The sequence below is a fragment of the Sphingobium cyanobacteriorum genome (assembly GCF_030580935.1).
In the GTDB taxonomy this organism is placed as follows: Bacteria; Pseudomonadota; Alphaproteobacteria; order Sphingomonadales; family Sphingomonadaceae; genus Sphingobium; species Sphingobium cyanobacteriorum.
Genome location: NZ_JAUQOM010000001.1, coordinates 851,190 through 864,887 on the forward strand (window position 1 = coordinate 851,190; position 13,698 = coordinate 864,887).

Genomic DNA, 13,698 nt, shown 5'->3' on the forward strand with positions numbered 1-13,698 from the left:
CTGTTGCAACGCAGCCTAACGCCCGGCCCGATGATTGAGATCATGGCCCAGCGCCAATATACCGACGCCGATCAGCGTATAGACGCTTTCCTGCATGCCATGGTCCATGGTCATCGCCCCCGCCATCACGCCCAGGCCCAGCGATCCGATCGCGGCCGGCATCATATAGCCATGGATGACCGCGCCATGGCCCAGGGCGATCGCGCCCAGCGCAATCGCCAGCACCAGTCCGACTTCATGGAAAATCGGGCTTTCAAAAATGCCACCGGCCGACGCCAATAATCCCAATATCACCGCGGTTGCAAAACAATGGGCGACGCACAGCCCCGACAGCGCAATGGCTATGCGGTCGATCCGACCGCTCAGAAGGGCATGGCGCAAAGTCACTCTCATGGTCGCCGCTACATAGGGCAGGCCAGCATAAGTTACAACATAACATTACAGATTACGGACAGCGAACGGGCAAAAGACTGGTGCATTATGCCGGAAGGCGTTGATCTGACCCATGCGCGTGCAACGACGAACGGGTTCTGATCAAAGCGGTCTGTATCAGGCGGCCAGGCGCAGGCAGTTGCGGCCGCTATGCTTCGCCCGGTACAGCGCCTTGTCCGCCGCTTCCAGAAGCACCGACCGGTCGGCATCGCCCTTCAACTCGACCAGCCCGGCACTGAAGGTAACGCGGATCGCCTGTCCGCCGCCCACGGTTATCGGCTCTTCCAGCAAGATGCGCAGCCGCTCGCACACCAGGCTCGACCTGTCTATGTCGCTGTCCGCCAGCAATATGGCGAATTCTTCGCCGCCCAGGCGACCGATACTGTCGACGCCACGCAGGCCGGGCCGCAATCGCGCCACGAACGCGCTCAACACCTGATCGCCCGCACCATGGCCGAAACGGTCGTTGACCGCCTTGAAATAATCGATGTCGATCAGCAGCAGGCTGGAACGCGCACCGATCCGTGTCCGCTGGATCTCGGCATCCAGCTTGTCGAGGAAGGCGCGGCGACTGTCCGCGCCCGTCAGCGAATCGCGCGCAGCCACCTGTTGCAGCGCCCTCTGGCGGGCCTTGTGCCGGGAAATGTCGCGAATCGTGCTGACGACTCCGTTCGGCTCGCCATGTTCATCGACCACCGCGCGCGTCACCATCTCGCACCAGTCGAGATCGCCTGCCGACACCAGCGGGCGAAACTCCACCTTGTGGATGCTTCCAGGCTGGATCAGGGCGCGGCGGTGCGCGGCGATCACCACCGCGCGATCCTGTGGATCGACCAGGTTGGCGGCCGACTGTCCAACCAGCAGTTCGGGCGCGCAGCCGATCTGCTCATGCGCGGAGGGCGATGCATATTCGATCAGCCCCGCGACGCTGATGTTGAGCACGATATCGCCGCTATGTTCGGCGATCGCGCGGAACCGCGTCTCGCTCTCCTCCAGCATGCGGAACAGACGGCGGCGGGCATGAAGCTCCGCCGCGATCGGCATGCTGAGCAGGAAACTCAGGGCGACATAGAATTGGAAAAACTGAACCCGGTCGCCCGGCGGTACCGGGATGATCGTCAACGGTCCCACACCGGACATGGTCGCCGTGCCGCCGATCAGCGCCAGCAGGATGATCGATGCCGCAGCCCCCATCTGGCCGACGCGAAAGGCGATCAGCACCAGCGGGAGCAAGGGCGCGAACAGCATGGGATAGCGCGCCCAATAAAAGATATGGACGGTGCTGAGCGCGAACAGCGCCAGCAGCACAACCGTCTCCACCTTGCCATGCCGCGGCGTTTTGCGCAGCCAGCGCCCCAGTTCGCCCTGCAACAGCATGATCAGGATCGGCGCGCAGGTCAGGCCGCCCAGCGCATGGCCGGTGTACCATTGCCAGAAGGAGGCGGCGAACGGCACCGGCGTCAGGCTTGCGGCAACCCCGGCCGCCAACAGTCCGGTCACGGTGTCGGCAACGGCGGTCAGGGCCAGAATGAATATCGCCAGCGACCGGATCGATCCGGTCACACGATGATCAGGCACGAAGCGACGGCACAGCAGCGCCACGATCAGCGATTCGAGGATGTTGATCACCGCCATCGGCGCGGCCGCCATCAGGCCCATGCCGAACAACGCGGTCGCCGCAGCACTCGCGACGGCGCAAACCATCAGGGTGCGCGGCCAGTAACTGGTGCGCGAGGTCAGCAATTCCGCCATCAAAAAGGCATTGGCGACCCAAATGAAGGCCAGCCCGCCCTCGAAGCGCGACAGCAACAGCGCGGCCGACGCCGCCACGAAATAGACGCAGCCGGTCGCGATCGAAGCGAGCAGGGAAGGATGACGAAGGGCGGGCCGCAACATGGTGCGACTGGGCTAAGGCTTCATCCTTAATATTTATTATCTTTCCCGTCCTTGTGATGCACATGACAGGACGAATGGTTCGGGCGACAGGCAGGATAGTCAGCCGGTCGCGACAGGATCAGCCCGCACGCCCTGCGCGATCAGCCGGTGCCAGCCGGCCAGCCGCCGGTCACGCGCTTCATCGGGCAGCGCCGGATCGAAACGATCCCTTCCGGGCACCATCGCCATGGCCTCCGCCAATGTCGCAAACATGCCCGCACCGACGCCGGCCAGCATCGCTGCGCCCCGCGCCGTCGTTTCGACATCGGCGGGCCGCTCCACCGGCAACGCCAGCATGTCGGCCATGTCCTGCGCAATCCAGTCATTGGCGCTCATCCCGCCATCGATGCGCAATATCCGCCACGCAACGCCATCGGCGGCAAAGGCGGTTGCAAGATCATGCACCTGGTGCACGATCGATTCGAGCGCCGCGCGGACGACATGCGCCCGGCCGACACCATGGGTCAGGCCGCTGATGCTGCCCGTCACCTCCGGCCGCCAGTGCGGCGCGCCCAGCCCTGACAAGGCCGGCAACAGATAGACGCCGCCATTGTCGGGCACGGACCGCGCGATCGCATCGGTGTCGGCGGCCGCCGCGATCAACCCCAATTGATCGCGCAGCCACTGGATCAGGCTGCCGGCAACGAAGATCGATCCTTCCAGCGCATAATGGCGATGGCCGCCAATCTGGCAGAGCAAGGTGCCAAGCAGACGGTTGCGGGACAGCGGCAGCGCCTCTCCGGTCGACGCCAGGATGAAGGCGCCGGTGCCCAGCGTCGCCTTGACCGCGCCGGATGCCAGGCATCCCTGCCCGATCGTCGCCGCCTGCTGGTCGCCAGCAAGGCCGCAAAGCGCGATCGCGCCACCCAGCAGCGCCTTCTGGCTGAATCCGAATGGTCCGGCATTGTCCACGATTTCGGCCAATGCCTGTTGCGGCACCCCGAACAGCGCGCAAAGATCCGCATCCCAGCGCGCGTCTGCCAGCGCCATGAGTTGGGTGCGGCTGGCGTTGCTTGCATCGCTGACATGCATGCCGCCGGTCAGCTTCCACATCAGCCAGCTCTCGACCGTGCCAAAGGCAAGATTGCGCCCCGCCTCCGCCACCTGCGGCACATGGTCGATCAGCCAGCGCATCTTGGTCGCGGAAAAATAGGGATCGACGATCAGGCCGGTGCGCTGCTGGATCATCGGTTCATGCCCGCTGGCGCGCAACTGCGCGCACTGGCTGGCCGTGCGCCGATCCTGCCAGACGATCGCCCTGGCCAGCGGCCGACCGTTCCGCCTGTCCCATGCCACCACCGTTTCGCGCTGGTTGGTGATCCCGATCGCGGCGATCCGGTCCGCGCCACCGGCCTGGTCCACGATCTGGCGGGCACAATCCAGCGTCCGCGCCCAGATTTCGTCGGCGTCATGTTCGACCCAGCCGGGACGGGGATAATATTGGCTCAAGGGCGCCTGGGCCGTCGCGACCCGTTCACCGCCGGGCGCATAGAGCATCGCCCGCGTCGATGTCGTCCCCGCATCCAGCACCAGCAGATGACGCTCGCTCATGCCTGTTCCTCCAGCCATTGATCCAGCCGCGCGACCTGCGCCGCATCCAGCCGCAGGCCGAGCTTGCTCCGCCGCCAGAGTATGTCCGCACTGGTCCGCGCCCATTCGCGCACCATCATGTGGCGCACTTCCGCTTCGGTCAGGCCATGGCCGAAATCCGCGCCAAGCCCGGTCCTGTCAGTGGCAGCGCCAAGCCAGTCCCACGCCTGCGTGCCATAGGCGCGCGCGATCCGGTCCACAGTCGCGGGGGCCAGGAACGGATAGTCGCCCGCCAGACGGTCGATCACCGCGGCCAGGCCCGTCTTGGGAAAATCGCCGCCGGGCAATGGCGCGCGCGCCGTCCAGTCCCCGCCGCTCAGCGCCGGAAGATATGGCTGGAGCTGATCCACCGCTCCGGCCGCCAGATGACGATAGGTGGTGATCTTGCCGCCAAAGACACTGAGCAAAGGGGCCTGCCCGCCTGCCTCGTCCAGTTCCAGCCGATAGCCGCGCGTCGCCGCTTCGGGCCGGTTCGATCCGTCATCGATCAGCGGCCGCACTCCGGCATAGGACCACACGACATCGGTGGGCGTGATGGCCCGGACGAAATAGCGATTCGCGCCTTCGCACAGATAGGCGATTTCTTCCGCGCTCGCCGTCACCGGATCGACACCGTCCCGATGGTCGCGATCCGTCGTGCCGATCAGCGTGAAGGCGCGTTCATAGGGAATGGCGAAGAAGATGCGGCCGTCGGGCAACTGGAAAAAATAGGCGAAGTCATGATCGAACAGGCGCGGCACGACGATATGCGATCCACGCACCAGCCGCATATGGCGCGCGCTCCGGCAACCGGCGCGATCGAGCAGGTCGAGCACGGCCGGTCCCGCTGCATTGACGACCGCGCGGGCGCGGAACAGGCACGTCTCGCCCCCGGCCCCGCGCGCCGTGATCCGCCAATGGTCGCCGACGCGCTCCAGCCGCTCGACATGGGTTCGGGTCTGGACATCCGCACCCCGATCGGCGGCATCGCGCGCGTTGAGCAGGACAAGCCGGGCATCATCGACCCAGGCATCGGAATAGCCATAGGCCGGGCCGAAACCGGGCTTGAGCGCCAGCCCCGCCGGGTGGCGACGCAGATCGATCGCCTCCGTCGCCGGCAGGGCATGCCGCCCGCCGATATGGTCGTACAGGAACAGGCCCAGCCGCAACAACCAGCGCGGCCTCAGCCCCTTGGTCCAGGGCAGGACGAAGCGCATCGGATGAATGATGTGCGGCGCGATTGTCCAGAGCCGCTCCCGCTCGATCAGCGATTCGCGCACCAGGGCGAATTCGCCATGCTCCAGATAGCGCAATCCGCCATGGATCAGCTTGGTCGAGGCGGATGATGTCCCCTGCGCAAGATCGCCCCGTTCCAGCAACAGCACGCGCGCGCCGCGCCCGGCGGCATCGCGGGCAACGCCGCAGCCGTTCACCCCGCCGCCGATAACGGCCAGGTCATGGATACCGGCTGCGCTCTCCTCGCTCACACATCCTGTCTAGGACGGTTATGCGCATCAGGAAACCGGGAAAGCGCGCCCCGTTCAGGCGCGGGAACTTTCATGGACAGGGTGCTGCGCTGCCGATCCGGTCCCATGCGGCCAATGCCAGCATGCAGGCCCCGGTCACGGACAGGGCGCGATCAGGCTTTCTCCAGCGTGCATTGCAGCGGATGCTGGTTCTGCCGGGCGAAATCCATCACCTGGTTCACCTTCGTCTCGGCGACCTCATAGCTGAAGATGCCGCACACGCCGACGCCGCGCTGATGCACATGCAACATCACGCGAGTCGCTTCCTCCATGTCCATGCGAAAGAAACTTTGCAGGACATGCACGACGAATTCCATCGGCGTATAATCGTCATTGAGCATCAGCACCTTGTAGAGCGACGGCTTCTTGGTGCGGGTGCGCGTCCGGGTCGCGATGCCGACATTCGGCCCGCCGGGGCCTTCGCCCTGATCGTCCTGATCCCGGCCCGCCATCTTGACGGACCATGCAGATGCGGTGGTGACACTGTTCATGATGGTCGAGGATATGGCGATTTACCGGCGCAAGGCAAGAGGGTGGGTCGGCCCATTCAACCGGCAGCGGCGATATTTCAACCTGACCGGACTACGATCCTGGGGTTTGCCAACCCTGCCCTGGCAAAGGGGGGCCATGTCGTGCCGGGTTGGCAAAGGGCATATAGCCTGACGCAAAGGGCGCCGTCCCCTGGATGGGAACGGCGCCCTTGCGCTATGACATAGGGGTCGGGAAGGCTCAGGCGGCCAGCGACTTCACCTTGTCCGTCACCAGCGTCATGCGCGCGGTCAGCGGCTGGGCGACATCGCCGGCCAGCTTGATGAAGGCTTCGCTGCTCTTGGCGGCTTCCTTGGTGAACTCGTCGAAGCTGCTCGACAGCAACTGGCTCTGGAGCTGGAAGAATTCGGTCGGCGTCTTGACGGTCGAGAAGGTCTTGAAAGAGGCGGTCGCCTTTTCGAAGCTCTTCTTGCTGTAATCGACGGCGTCCTGCCCCATGGTTTCGATGCCCTTGGCGGCAATCTTGCCGGATTCCACCAGCGCTTCGACATTGCCCTTGGCCAGGTCGCTCAGTTCCTCGATCGCCTTGGTCGACTTTTCAACGCCGGCCTTCGCCTTTTCGTTGAAATCGGCATAGGCGGTTTCGAGCTTCGCCTTGGTTTCTTCGGCGAACTTCTTTCCGGTTTCGATCACGTCGGTCATGCTCTTGGTTCCTTCTGCGGGCAGCGGCTGGGTCGCAATGGTTTCGGCCTTTTCGGTCAGGCTCTCTGTAATCCTAGATTCGGGCGCGGCATCCCCCGCGATCGTGGCGGCCACGAGAGCGACGGGATCGGCCTGGCTTTCCACGCTTTCCGTCAGGGACGAGGGCGTGGGAGCGGGCGTCGGCGTCGGAGCAGGGGTCGGCGCAGGCGTGGGCGCGGGCGTCGGCGCCTTCTGCGGATTGGTGTCGATCGGCTTGACCGCCGCCGAAACCGCCTTGCGGGGCGCAGGCGCCTTGCCGGCAGGTTCACTGATCGCCGCTTCGGCCGCCTTGAGCGCCTCGCTGGCTGACAATGTCGTCGCACCTGCCTTGCTGCGTGGCGCATTTCTCGGCGTCTTGGGCGTAACGGCCATGACCTTCTCCATTTGTTGCAGTGCACAATACAGTGTCCGCAGGCCCTTTGCAAGGCTTATTGTGCAGTGCAACAAAAGTGCCATCTGCGGCTCGTCGCAGACAGGTTTCAGCCCGGCGCAAGGCCGCGCGGGAACAGGCTCAGCGCATCCTGACGTAGCGCCCCGGCGCATCCTCGATCGGCTTCAGCCTGCCCTTGCCCGGCACCCGGCCACCCTTCACCGGCACATGGCGCGAATCGAGCGCCTCGATCCATGCCCGCCAGTCCGGCCACCAGCTCCCCTTTGTTTCCTTCGCATTGGCAACGAAGGCATCCAGCGAGGGCTGTGCCGTATCGCAGGCCCAATATTGATATTTGCCCGCAGCGGGCGGGTTGATGACGCCGGCGATATGGCCCGATCCGGCAAGGAGGAAACGGGTGGGGCCAGACAGATTTTCGGTCATCTTCCACACGCTTTCCAGCGGTGCGATATGATCTTCCCTGCCTGCCTGGACATAGGCGGGCGTCTGGATGCGGGTCAGGTCGATCGGCGTGCCGTCGATGCTGATCGCGCCGGGCACCACCAGCAGATTGTCGCGATACAGCCGGGTCAGATAGTCAAGGTGCCACCGCGCCGGCAGGTTGGTGGTGTCGCCATTCCAGTAAAGCAGGTCGAAGGGCGGATAATCCAGCCCAAGCAGATAATTGTTGACGACATAATTCCAGATCAGGTCTCGCCCGCGCAGCAGGTTGAAGGTCGCGGCCATGTAGCGCCCATCCAGAAACCCGTTCGACGATAGCTGCTCCACCATCTTCATCTGCTCGTCATCGACGAACAGGGTCAGGTCGCCGGCCTGGCTGAAATCGACCTGCGCGGTGAAGAAGGTCGCGCTCGCCACCTTGTCCGCCTCCCCCCGCGCCGCAAGCAGGGCCAGCGTCGCGGCCAGCGTCGTGCCGGCGACGCAATAGCCGATCGTGTGGACAGCCTTCACCTTCAGCAGGTCGCGCACCGTGTCGATGGCGTCGATCTGCCCTTTCAGGATATAATCGTCCCAGACCAGATCCTTCATGGAAGCGTCGGCCGATTTCCACGATACCAGGAACACGCTGATCCCCTGATCGACCGCCCATTTGACGAAGCTCTTTTCCGGCGACAGGTCGAGAATGTAGAAGCGGTTGATCCAGGGCGGAAAGATGATGAGCGGCGTTTCCAGCACCGTTTCCGTCGACGGGGCATAGTGGATCAACTGGTACAGCGGTGTTTCATGGATCACCTTGCCCGGCGTCGCCGCGATATTGCGTCCCAGTTCGAACAGGGTGCCATCGGTGTGGGTAAGCTGGCCCTTCTCCAGGTCAGCCAGCATATGCTTCAAACCCTTGACCAGATTCTCGCCGCCGCTCTCGATGGTCTTTTGCACCACCTGCGGGTTGGTAAAGGGAAAGTTGCTGGGCGCCATCGCATCAAGCAGGCCGCTGGTGGCAAAGCGCAGCTTGGCCTTCTGCCGGGGATCCACCCCGTCGACCGCATCGGCCAGCTTCATCATATAGTCCGACACCAGCAGATAGCTTTGCCGGATCAGGTCGTAAAAGGGATGCTCGGTCCAGGCCGGGTCGGCAAAGCGCCGGTCCTTGCGCGCCGCCGGGCTGGTCGCGGGCACGGCGTCGGGCTGGTCGCGCAACAGGCCGCCCGAATCGAGGAAGCGCTGCCACAGCGCCAGCCCTTCATCGGCAAAGCCGGTCTGGATGCGCGCGACGATGGCCGGGTCAAAGGGCAATGCCTGCCCGGCGGCGCCGGCCGCCTGCTCCAGCATCAGTTGCTGGGCGCGGCCCAGAACATCCGTCCATTGCTGCATTTGCTCCAGGGTCGGCAGATGCGGCTCCATGACATCGGCTTTATCCATGGCCACCTTGCTCCTCCTGGCATCGCGCGGATGCGCCGCTTTCACTGGCGCGTCGCAACCTGGCGGGTTATAGCCGGTATGTGACACGCCAGCGGCGCGTCATACACTATTCCCTACAGAGAGCTTTCAGGAAAGCCCCTATAATGTCCGAAGAATTCTACCGCATGAAGCGCCTGCCGCCCTATGTCATCGCCGAAGTCAACGGCATGCGGGCCGCCGCGCGGGCCGCGGGAGAGGATATTATCGACCTGGGCATGGGCAATCCCGACCTGCCGCCGCCCGACCATGTCATCGCGAAACTGATCGAGGTGGCGCAAAAACCCAGCGCCCATGGCTATAGCCAGTCGCGCGGCATCCCCGGCCTGCGCAAGGCGCAGGCCAATTATTACGCCCGCCGCTTCGGCGTGGAGGTCGACCCGGAAACCGAGGTCGTCGTGACCATGGGGTCGAAGGAAGGGCTGGCGAGCCTCGCCACCGCGATCACAGAGCCGGGCGACGTGGTGCTGGCCCCCAATCCCAGCTACCCGATCCATACGTTCGGCTTCATCATCGCGGGCGCGACGATCCGGTCGGTGCCCACGACCCCGGACGAAAATTATTTCCGCTCGCTCGACCGCGCCATGGCCTTCACCGTGCCGCGCCCGTCGATCCTGGTGGTCAATTATCCGTCCAACCCGACCGCCGAAACGGTCGACCTGGCTTTCTACGAGCGGCTGGTCGCCTGGGCGAAGGAGAACAAGGTCTGGGTGCTGAGCGACCTGGCCTATTCCGAACTATATTATGACGGCAACCCCACGCCCTCCATCCTCCAGGTGCCGGGCGCCAAGGATGTCGCGATCGAATTCACCTCGCTGTCCAAGACCTACTCCATGGCCGGCTGGCGCATGGGCTTTGCGGTCGGCAACAAGAAGCTGATCGCGGCGATGACACGGGTGAAATCCTATCTCGACTATGGCGCCTTCACCCCGATCCAGGCGGCGGCCTGCGCCGCGCTCAACGGGCCGCAGGACATTGTCGAGAAGAACCGGCTGCTCTATCACAAGCGTCGCGACGTGCTGGTCGAAAGCTTCGGCCGGGCGGGCTGGGACATTCCGCCCGCGCGCGCGTCGATGTTCTGCTGGGCGCCGCTGCCGCCCGCGCTGAAAGAGATGGGCTCGCTGGAATTTTCCAAGCAGCTCCTCACCCATGCCAAGGTCGCGGTCGCGCCGGGCGTGGGCTATGGCGAGGATGGCGAAGGCTTCGTCCGCATCGCCATGGTCGAAAATGAGCAGCGGCTGCGGCAGGCGGCGCGCAACATCAAGGCGTATCTCAAGTCCATGGGCGTGAACACGCCGGCCAAGGACGTGGCCTGAACTACCGGCCGGACAAGGCGGGCGGGCGCTGCGGCTGCATCGCGGCGCCCGCCTGTGATGCTGGCTCGACTTCTCCTGTTGATCGCTCACGCTATTGGCGATTGCCCGCCCGACACCGCTTGCGCCGCAAGGGGGCCTTTGGTGCCATGGCTTATACTGACGATGCCGATCACCGGCATCGCCGCTTTCTTCCTCGTCCAGTGGTTGTTAGGAATGCGGGCATGACCATGATCCCCCTGCCCCAGGTCAGCCAGGTCGCGCAGACCATCCAGCTCGCGCTCGCGCCGGTGTTCCTGCTGGCGGGTATCGGCGCGTTCCTCAATGTCTGCGTCGGCCGCCTCGCCCGGATCATCGACCGCGCACGGTCTGTTGAGCAACTGATACTCACATCGCGGGGCAAGGAGCATGACCGGATGGTCGGGGAAATCCGCGTGCTCGACCGGCGGATGAGCGTGGTCAATGCCTCGATCTTCCTCTCGGTCGCGTCCGCCTGCGCTGTCTGCCTTGTCGTCATCCTGCTGTTCGCCGGAAATCTTCTCGACGCCCATCTGGGAAGCGCCATCGCCATCCTGTTCAGCCTGTCGATGCTGTTGCAGGCCGGCGGCTTTGCCACCTTCATCCTGGAAATCCGGCTGGGGTCGAAGATCATCCATGTCCGCAACGAAGTCCTCTACCACAAGGTCGAGGCCGAGGAAGACGAGGCGGCGTGACCAAGTTCACCGTCAACGACCGGCCGGTGCAATATCGCATGGACCCGGAAACCCCGCTGCTCTGGGCGCTGCGCGATGCATCCAACCTGACCGGCACCAAATATGGCTGCGGCACCGGCGATTGCGGCGCCTGCACCGTGGACATTGACGGGGAAGCGGTGCGATCGTGCCAGGTGACGATCGGCAAGACCGAAGGGCGCTTCGTCACCACGATCGAGGCGCTGTCGCCCGATCGCGGCCATCCGCTGCAACAGGCGTTCGCTGCCGACAATGTCTCCCAATGCGGTTACTGCATCCCCGGCATCATCATGGCGGCATCCGTGCTGCTGCGCCGGACCAATGATCCCAGCGACGCGGACATCGACGGCGCGATCACCAATATCTGCCGCTGCGGCATTTATCCGCGGCTGCGCGGCGCGATCAGGCGGGCGGGCCGGATCATGCGCGGGGAAGAACAGGTCGCCGCCGCACCGCCGCCGGGCGTCACGCCGGAGGACGCGGCCCGCACCGTCCCCGCACTGGGCCGGCCGGGCGTACAGCCAGAACGCCAGGGCCGATCGACATTCAGGTGATGACGTAAATTTGCTGCGTCATTGCGCGCCGCCCGCCCTAATGGTCGCTGGCCGCAAATGCGCCGATGCCGGTTTCCGCCCGCACCCGCTGCGCCGGATAACCGGCCTTGTCGACCGCCGCGCGCGGACTGCCATCAAGCCGGGAGATCAGCCAGATGGCGATGAAGCCCGCCGGGACCGAGAAGATCGCCGCCGAACTATAGGGAAAGGGCGCGACTCCCAGGCCAAAGGTCGTGGTCCACACTGCCGGCGACAGCAGGGTGAGGATGAAGGCGGTCAGAAGCCCGATCGTCCCGCCCCAGGCCGCGCCGCGCGTGGTGCAACCGCCCCACAGCAGCGACAGGATCAGCACCGGGAAATTGCCCGACGCCGCCAGCGCGAAGGCCAGGCTGACCATGAAGGCGACATTCTGTTTCTCGAACACCAGCCCCAGCAGCACCGCCAGCGCGCCCAGCGCCAATGTGGTGAGGCGCGACACCCGCAGTTCGTCCGCGGAACTGGCCTTCCCATGCTTGAACACGGTCGCATAAAGATCATGACTGACCGCCGAGGCCGCCGATAGCGTCAGCCCCGCCACCACCGCCAGGATGGTGGCGAAGGCAACGGCCGAGATGAAGCCCAGGAACGCATTGCCGCCGATCGCATGGGCCAGATGGATCGCCGCCATATTGCCGCCGCCGCGCAACGCGCCCTCGCCGTCCAGATAGCTGGCGTCCGTCCCCACCAGCACGATCGCGCCAAAACCGATGATGAAGGTGAGGATATAGAAATAGCCGATCCATCCGGTCGCCCACAGCACGGACTTGCGCGCCTCCTTCGCGTCGGGGACGGTGAAGAAGCGCATCAGGATATGCGGCAGGCCCGCCGTGCCGAGCATCAGCGCGAGGCCGAAGGAAATGGCCGACACCGGATCCTTGATGAAATTGCCCGGCGCCATGATCGACCGCCCCTGCTCTGCCGCCTGCGCCGCGCTCGCCCCGTCGGCCAGCGCCGCCTGCGTCTTGACCTCGACCGCGCGGGCAAACAGCGTTTCCAGGCTGAACCCGCACTGGGCCAGCACCATCAGCGCCATGAAGCTGGCCCCGCCCAGCAGCAGCACCGCCTTGATGATCTGGACCCAGGTGGTCGCGCGCATCCCCCCGAACAGGACGTAGAGCATCATCAGCCCGCCCACCATCACCACCGCCAGCGCATAGGGCAGGCCGAACAATAATTTGATAAGCTGCCCCGCCCCCACCATCTGCGCGACGAGGTAGAAGCTGACCACCAGCAGCGTGCTGATCGCCGCGAAGCTGCGCACCGGCGGCTGGGCGAAGCGGTAGGAAGCGACATCGGCAAAGGTATAGCGGCCAAGGTTGCGCAACCGCTCCGCCATCAGGAACAGCAGGATCGGCCAGCCCACCAGAAAGCCGGTGGAATAGATCAGCCCGTCATAGCCATCGTTGAAAATCTGCGCAGAAATGCCCAGGAAAGAGGCCGCCGACATATAATCGCCCGCCATCGCAAGGCCGTTCTGGAAGCCGGTGATGCCGCCGCCTGCGGTATAGAAATCCGACGCGGTGCGGGTACGCGCGGCCGCCACCTTGGTGATCCAGAGCGTCAGCCCGACAAAGGCCACGAACATGGCGATCGCGACCCAGTTGGTCGGCTGGCGCTGCGCCTCCCCCTCCAGCGCGGCGGCGAAGGCAGGCGCGGGCAACAGGGCGATCAGCCCGATCATCGCCCTCATGCGCGATGATCTTTCAGGATATGCGCCATCTGCGCGTCATGATGGCGGTTGGCATGGGCGACATAGAGGCCGGTCAGCGCGATCGCCAGCAGGATGAGGCCAAGGCCGATCGGGATGCCGATCGAAGTCACGCCATCCCCGATCGGCGCGCCCAGCAACGCCTTGTCGAACGCGATCAGCAGCAGATAGGCGACGAAGGCGACGAAGATGACCGCCGACAGCCACCAGCCCAGCCGGGCACGCCGCGCCACCAGCGCCCGGTAACGCGGATCGGCCGCCACCGCTGCGACCAGCGCCGCATCCTGTTCCTGTTTCATGCCTACTCCCTGGTCCTGCCGCCATGCTAACCGGGCGCGGGACGATTGCAATGGCGCGGGGGGAGGCTTTATAGC

At 64.8% G+C, this 13,698-nt stretch carries 12 protein-coding genes; 3 read left to right on the top strand and 9 right to left on the bottom strand.

Going from position 1 to position 13,698, the window contains the following annotated elements; genetic code table 11:
* Window positions 1-15 precede the first annotated feature (15 nt).
* The 7 genes from Q4610_RS04145 to Q4610_RS04175 form a co-directional block, all read right to left on the bottom strand.
* The gene (locus Q4610_RS04145) at window positions 16-393 is read right to left on the bottom strand and encodes a MerC domain-containing protein (protein WP_304534730.1); all 378 of its coding nucleotides are present in this window, start codon (window positions 391-393) and stop codon (window positions 16-18) included.
* Between the two features lie 156 nt (window positions 394-549).
* On the bottom strand, window positions 550-2,328 hold the full coding sequence (locus Q4610_RS04150; protein WP_304534731.1) for a sensor domain-containing diguanylate cyclase: 1,779 nt from the start codon (window positions 2,326-2,328) through the stop codon (window positions 550-552).
* Between the two features lie 99 nt (window positions 2,329-2,427).
* Window positions 2,428-3,918, bottom strand: a complete 1,491-nt coding sequence (locus Q4610_RS04155; protein WP_304534732.1) for an FGGY family carbohydrate kinase — start codon at window positions 3,916-3,918, stop codon at window positions 2,428-2,430.
* On the bottom strand, window positions 3,915-5,423 hold the full coding sequence (locus tag Q4610_RS04160) for a glycerol-3-phosphate dehydrogenase (RefSeq protein WP_304534733.1): 1,509 nt from the start codon (window positions 5,421-5,423) through the stop codon (window positions 3,915-3,917). Before Q4610_RS04160 ends, Q4610_RS04155 begins: the two co-directional genes overlap by 4 nt.
* 152 nt (window positions 5,424-5,575) lie before the next feature.
* Window positions 5,576-5,953: an ATP-dependent Clp protease adapter ClpS gene (clpS, locus tag Q4610_RS04165; protein ID WP_304534734.1), complete on the bottom strand. Its 378-nt coding sequence runs from the start codon at window positions 5,951-5,953 to the stop codon at window positions 5,576-5,578.
* Between the two features lie 238 nt (window positions 5,954-6,191).
* A complete protein-coding gene (locus Q4610_RS04170) occupies window positions 6,192-7,064 on the bottom strand; it encodes a phasin family protein (protein WP_304534735.1) in 873 nt (290 codons plus the stop codon).
* A gap of 139 nt (window positions 7,065-7,203) precedes the next feature.
* Entirely contained in the window at window positions 7,204-8,943 is a 1,740-nt protein-coding gene (locus tag Q4610_RS04175; protein WP_304534736.1) for a PHA/PHB synthase family protein, read from the bottom strand.
* 143 nt (window positions 8,944-9,086) lie between these two features.
* On the opposite strand from Q4610_RS04175, the gene Q4610_RS04180 reads away from it, so the two are divergent.
* The 3 genes from Q4610_RS04180 (at window position 9,087) to Q4610_RS04190 (ending at window position 11,577) form a co-directional block, all read left to right on the top strand.
* Window positions 9,087-10,295, top strand: coding sequence for an LL-diaminopimelate aminotransferase (locus Q4610_RS04180; protein ID WP_304534737.1), 1,209 nt, complete (start codon window positions 9,087-9,089; stop codon window positions 10,293-10,295).
* A 227-nt stretch (window positions 10,296-10,522) separates the two neighbouring features.
* Window positions 10,523-11,005: a DUF2721 domain-containing protein gene (locus tag Q4610_RS04185; protein ID WP_304534869.1), complete on the top strand. Its 483-nt coding sequence runs from the start codon at window positions 10,523-10,525 to the stop codon at window positions 11,003-11,005.
* Window positions 11,002-11,577, top strand: coding sequence for a (2Fe-2S)-binding protein (locus tag Q4610_RS04190; RefSeq protein ID WP_304534738.1), 576 nt, complete (start codon window positions 11,002-11,004; stop codon window positions 11,575-11,577). The genes Q4610_RS04185 and Q4610_RS04190 overlap by 4 nt, the downstream gene beginning before the upstream one ends.
* Window positions 11,578-11,614: 37 nt before the next feature.
* Here Q4610_RS04190 and Q4610_RS04195 read toward each other — a convergent pair whose 3' ends face one another.
* Both Q4610_RS04195 and Q4610_RS04200 read right to left on the bottom strand, forming a co-directional pair.
* Window positions 11,615-13,306: a cation acetate symporter gene (locus Q4610_RS04195; RefSeq protein WP_304534739.1), complete on the bottom strand. Its 1,692-nt coding sequence runs from the start codon at window positions 13,304-13,306 to the stop codon at window positions 11,615-11,617.
* Window positions 13,303-13,623 carry a DUF485 domain-containing protein gene (locus tag Q4610_RS04200; RefSeq protein WP_304534740.1) on the bottom strand — a complete coding sequence of 107 codons (321 nt, stop codon included), beginning with the start codon at window positions 13,621-13,623 and terminating at the stop codon, window positions 13,303-13,305. The genes Q4610_RS04195 and Q4610_RS04200 overlap by 4 nt, the downstream gene beginning before the upstream one ends.
* Window positions 13,624-13,698 lie beyond the last annotated feature (75 nt).

Excerpts from the sequence above, each read along its gene's own strand:
- Q4610_RS04145 (WP_304534730.1), bottom strand. The coding sequence starts at position 393 with ATGAGAGTGACTTTGCGCCATGCCCTTCTGAGCGGTCGGATCGACCGC.
- Q4610_RS04150 (WP_304534731.1), bottom strand. The coding sequence starts at position 2,328 with ATGTTGCGGCCCGCCCTTCGTCATCCTTCCCTGCTCGCTTCGATCGCG.
- Q4610_RS04155 (WP_304534732.1), bottom strand. The coding sequence starts at position 3,918 with ATGAGCGAGCGTCATCTGCTGGTGCTGGATGCGGGGACGACATCGACG.
- clpS (WP_304534734.1), bottom strand. The coding sequence starts at position 5,953 with ATGAACAGTGTCACCACCGCATCTGCATGGTCCGTCAAGATGGCGGGC.
- Q4610_RS04170 (WP_304534735.1), bottom strand. The coding sequence starts at position 7,064 with ATGGCCGTTACGCCCAAGACGCCGAGAAATGCGCCACGCAGCAAGGCA.
- Q4610_RS04175 (WP_304534736.1), bottom strand. The coding sequence starts at position 8,943 with ATGGATAAAGCCGATGTCATGGAGCCGCATCTGCCGACCCTGGAGCAA.
- Q4610_RS04180 (WP_304534737.1), top strand. The coding sequence starts at position 9,087 with ATGTCCGAAGAATTCTACCGCATGAAGCGCCTGCCGCCCTATGTCATC.
- Q4610_RS04185 (WP_304534869.1), top strand. The coding sequence starts at position 10,523 with ATGATCCCCCTGCCCCAGGTCAGCCAGGTCGCGCAGACCATCCAGCTC.
- Q4610_RS04195 (WP_304534739.1), bottom strand. The coding sequence starts at position 13,306 with ATGAGGGCGATGATCGGGCTGATCGCCCTGTTGCCCGCGCCTGCCTTC.
- Q4610_RS04200 (WP_304534740.1), bottom strand. The coding sequence starts at position 13,623 with ATGAAACAGGAACAGGATGCGGCGCTGGTCGCAGCGGTGGCGGCCGAT.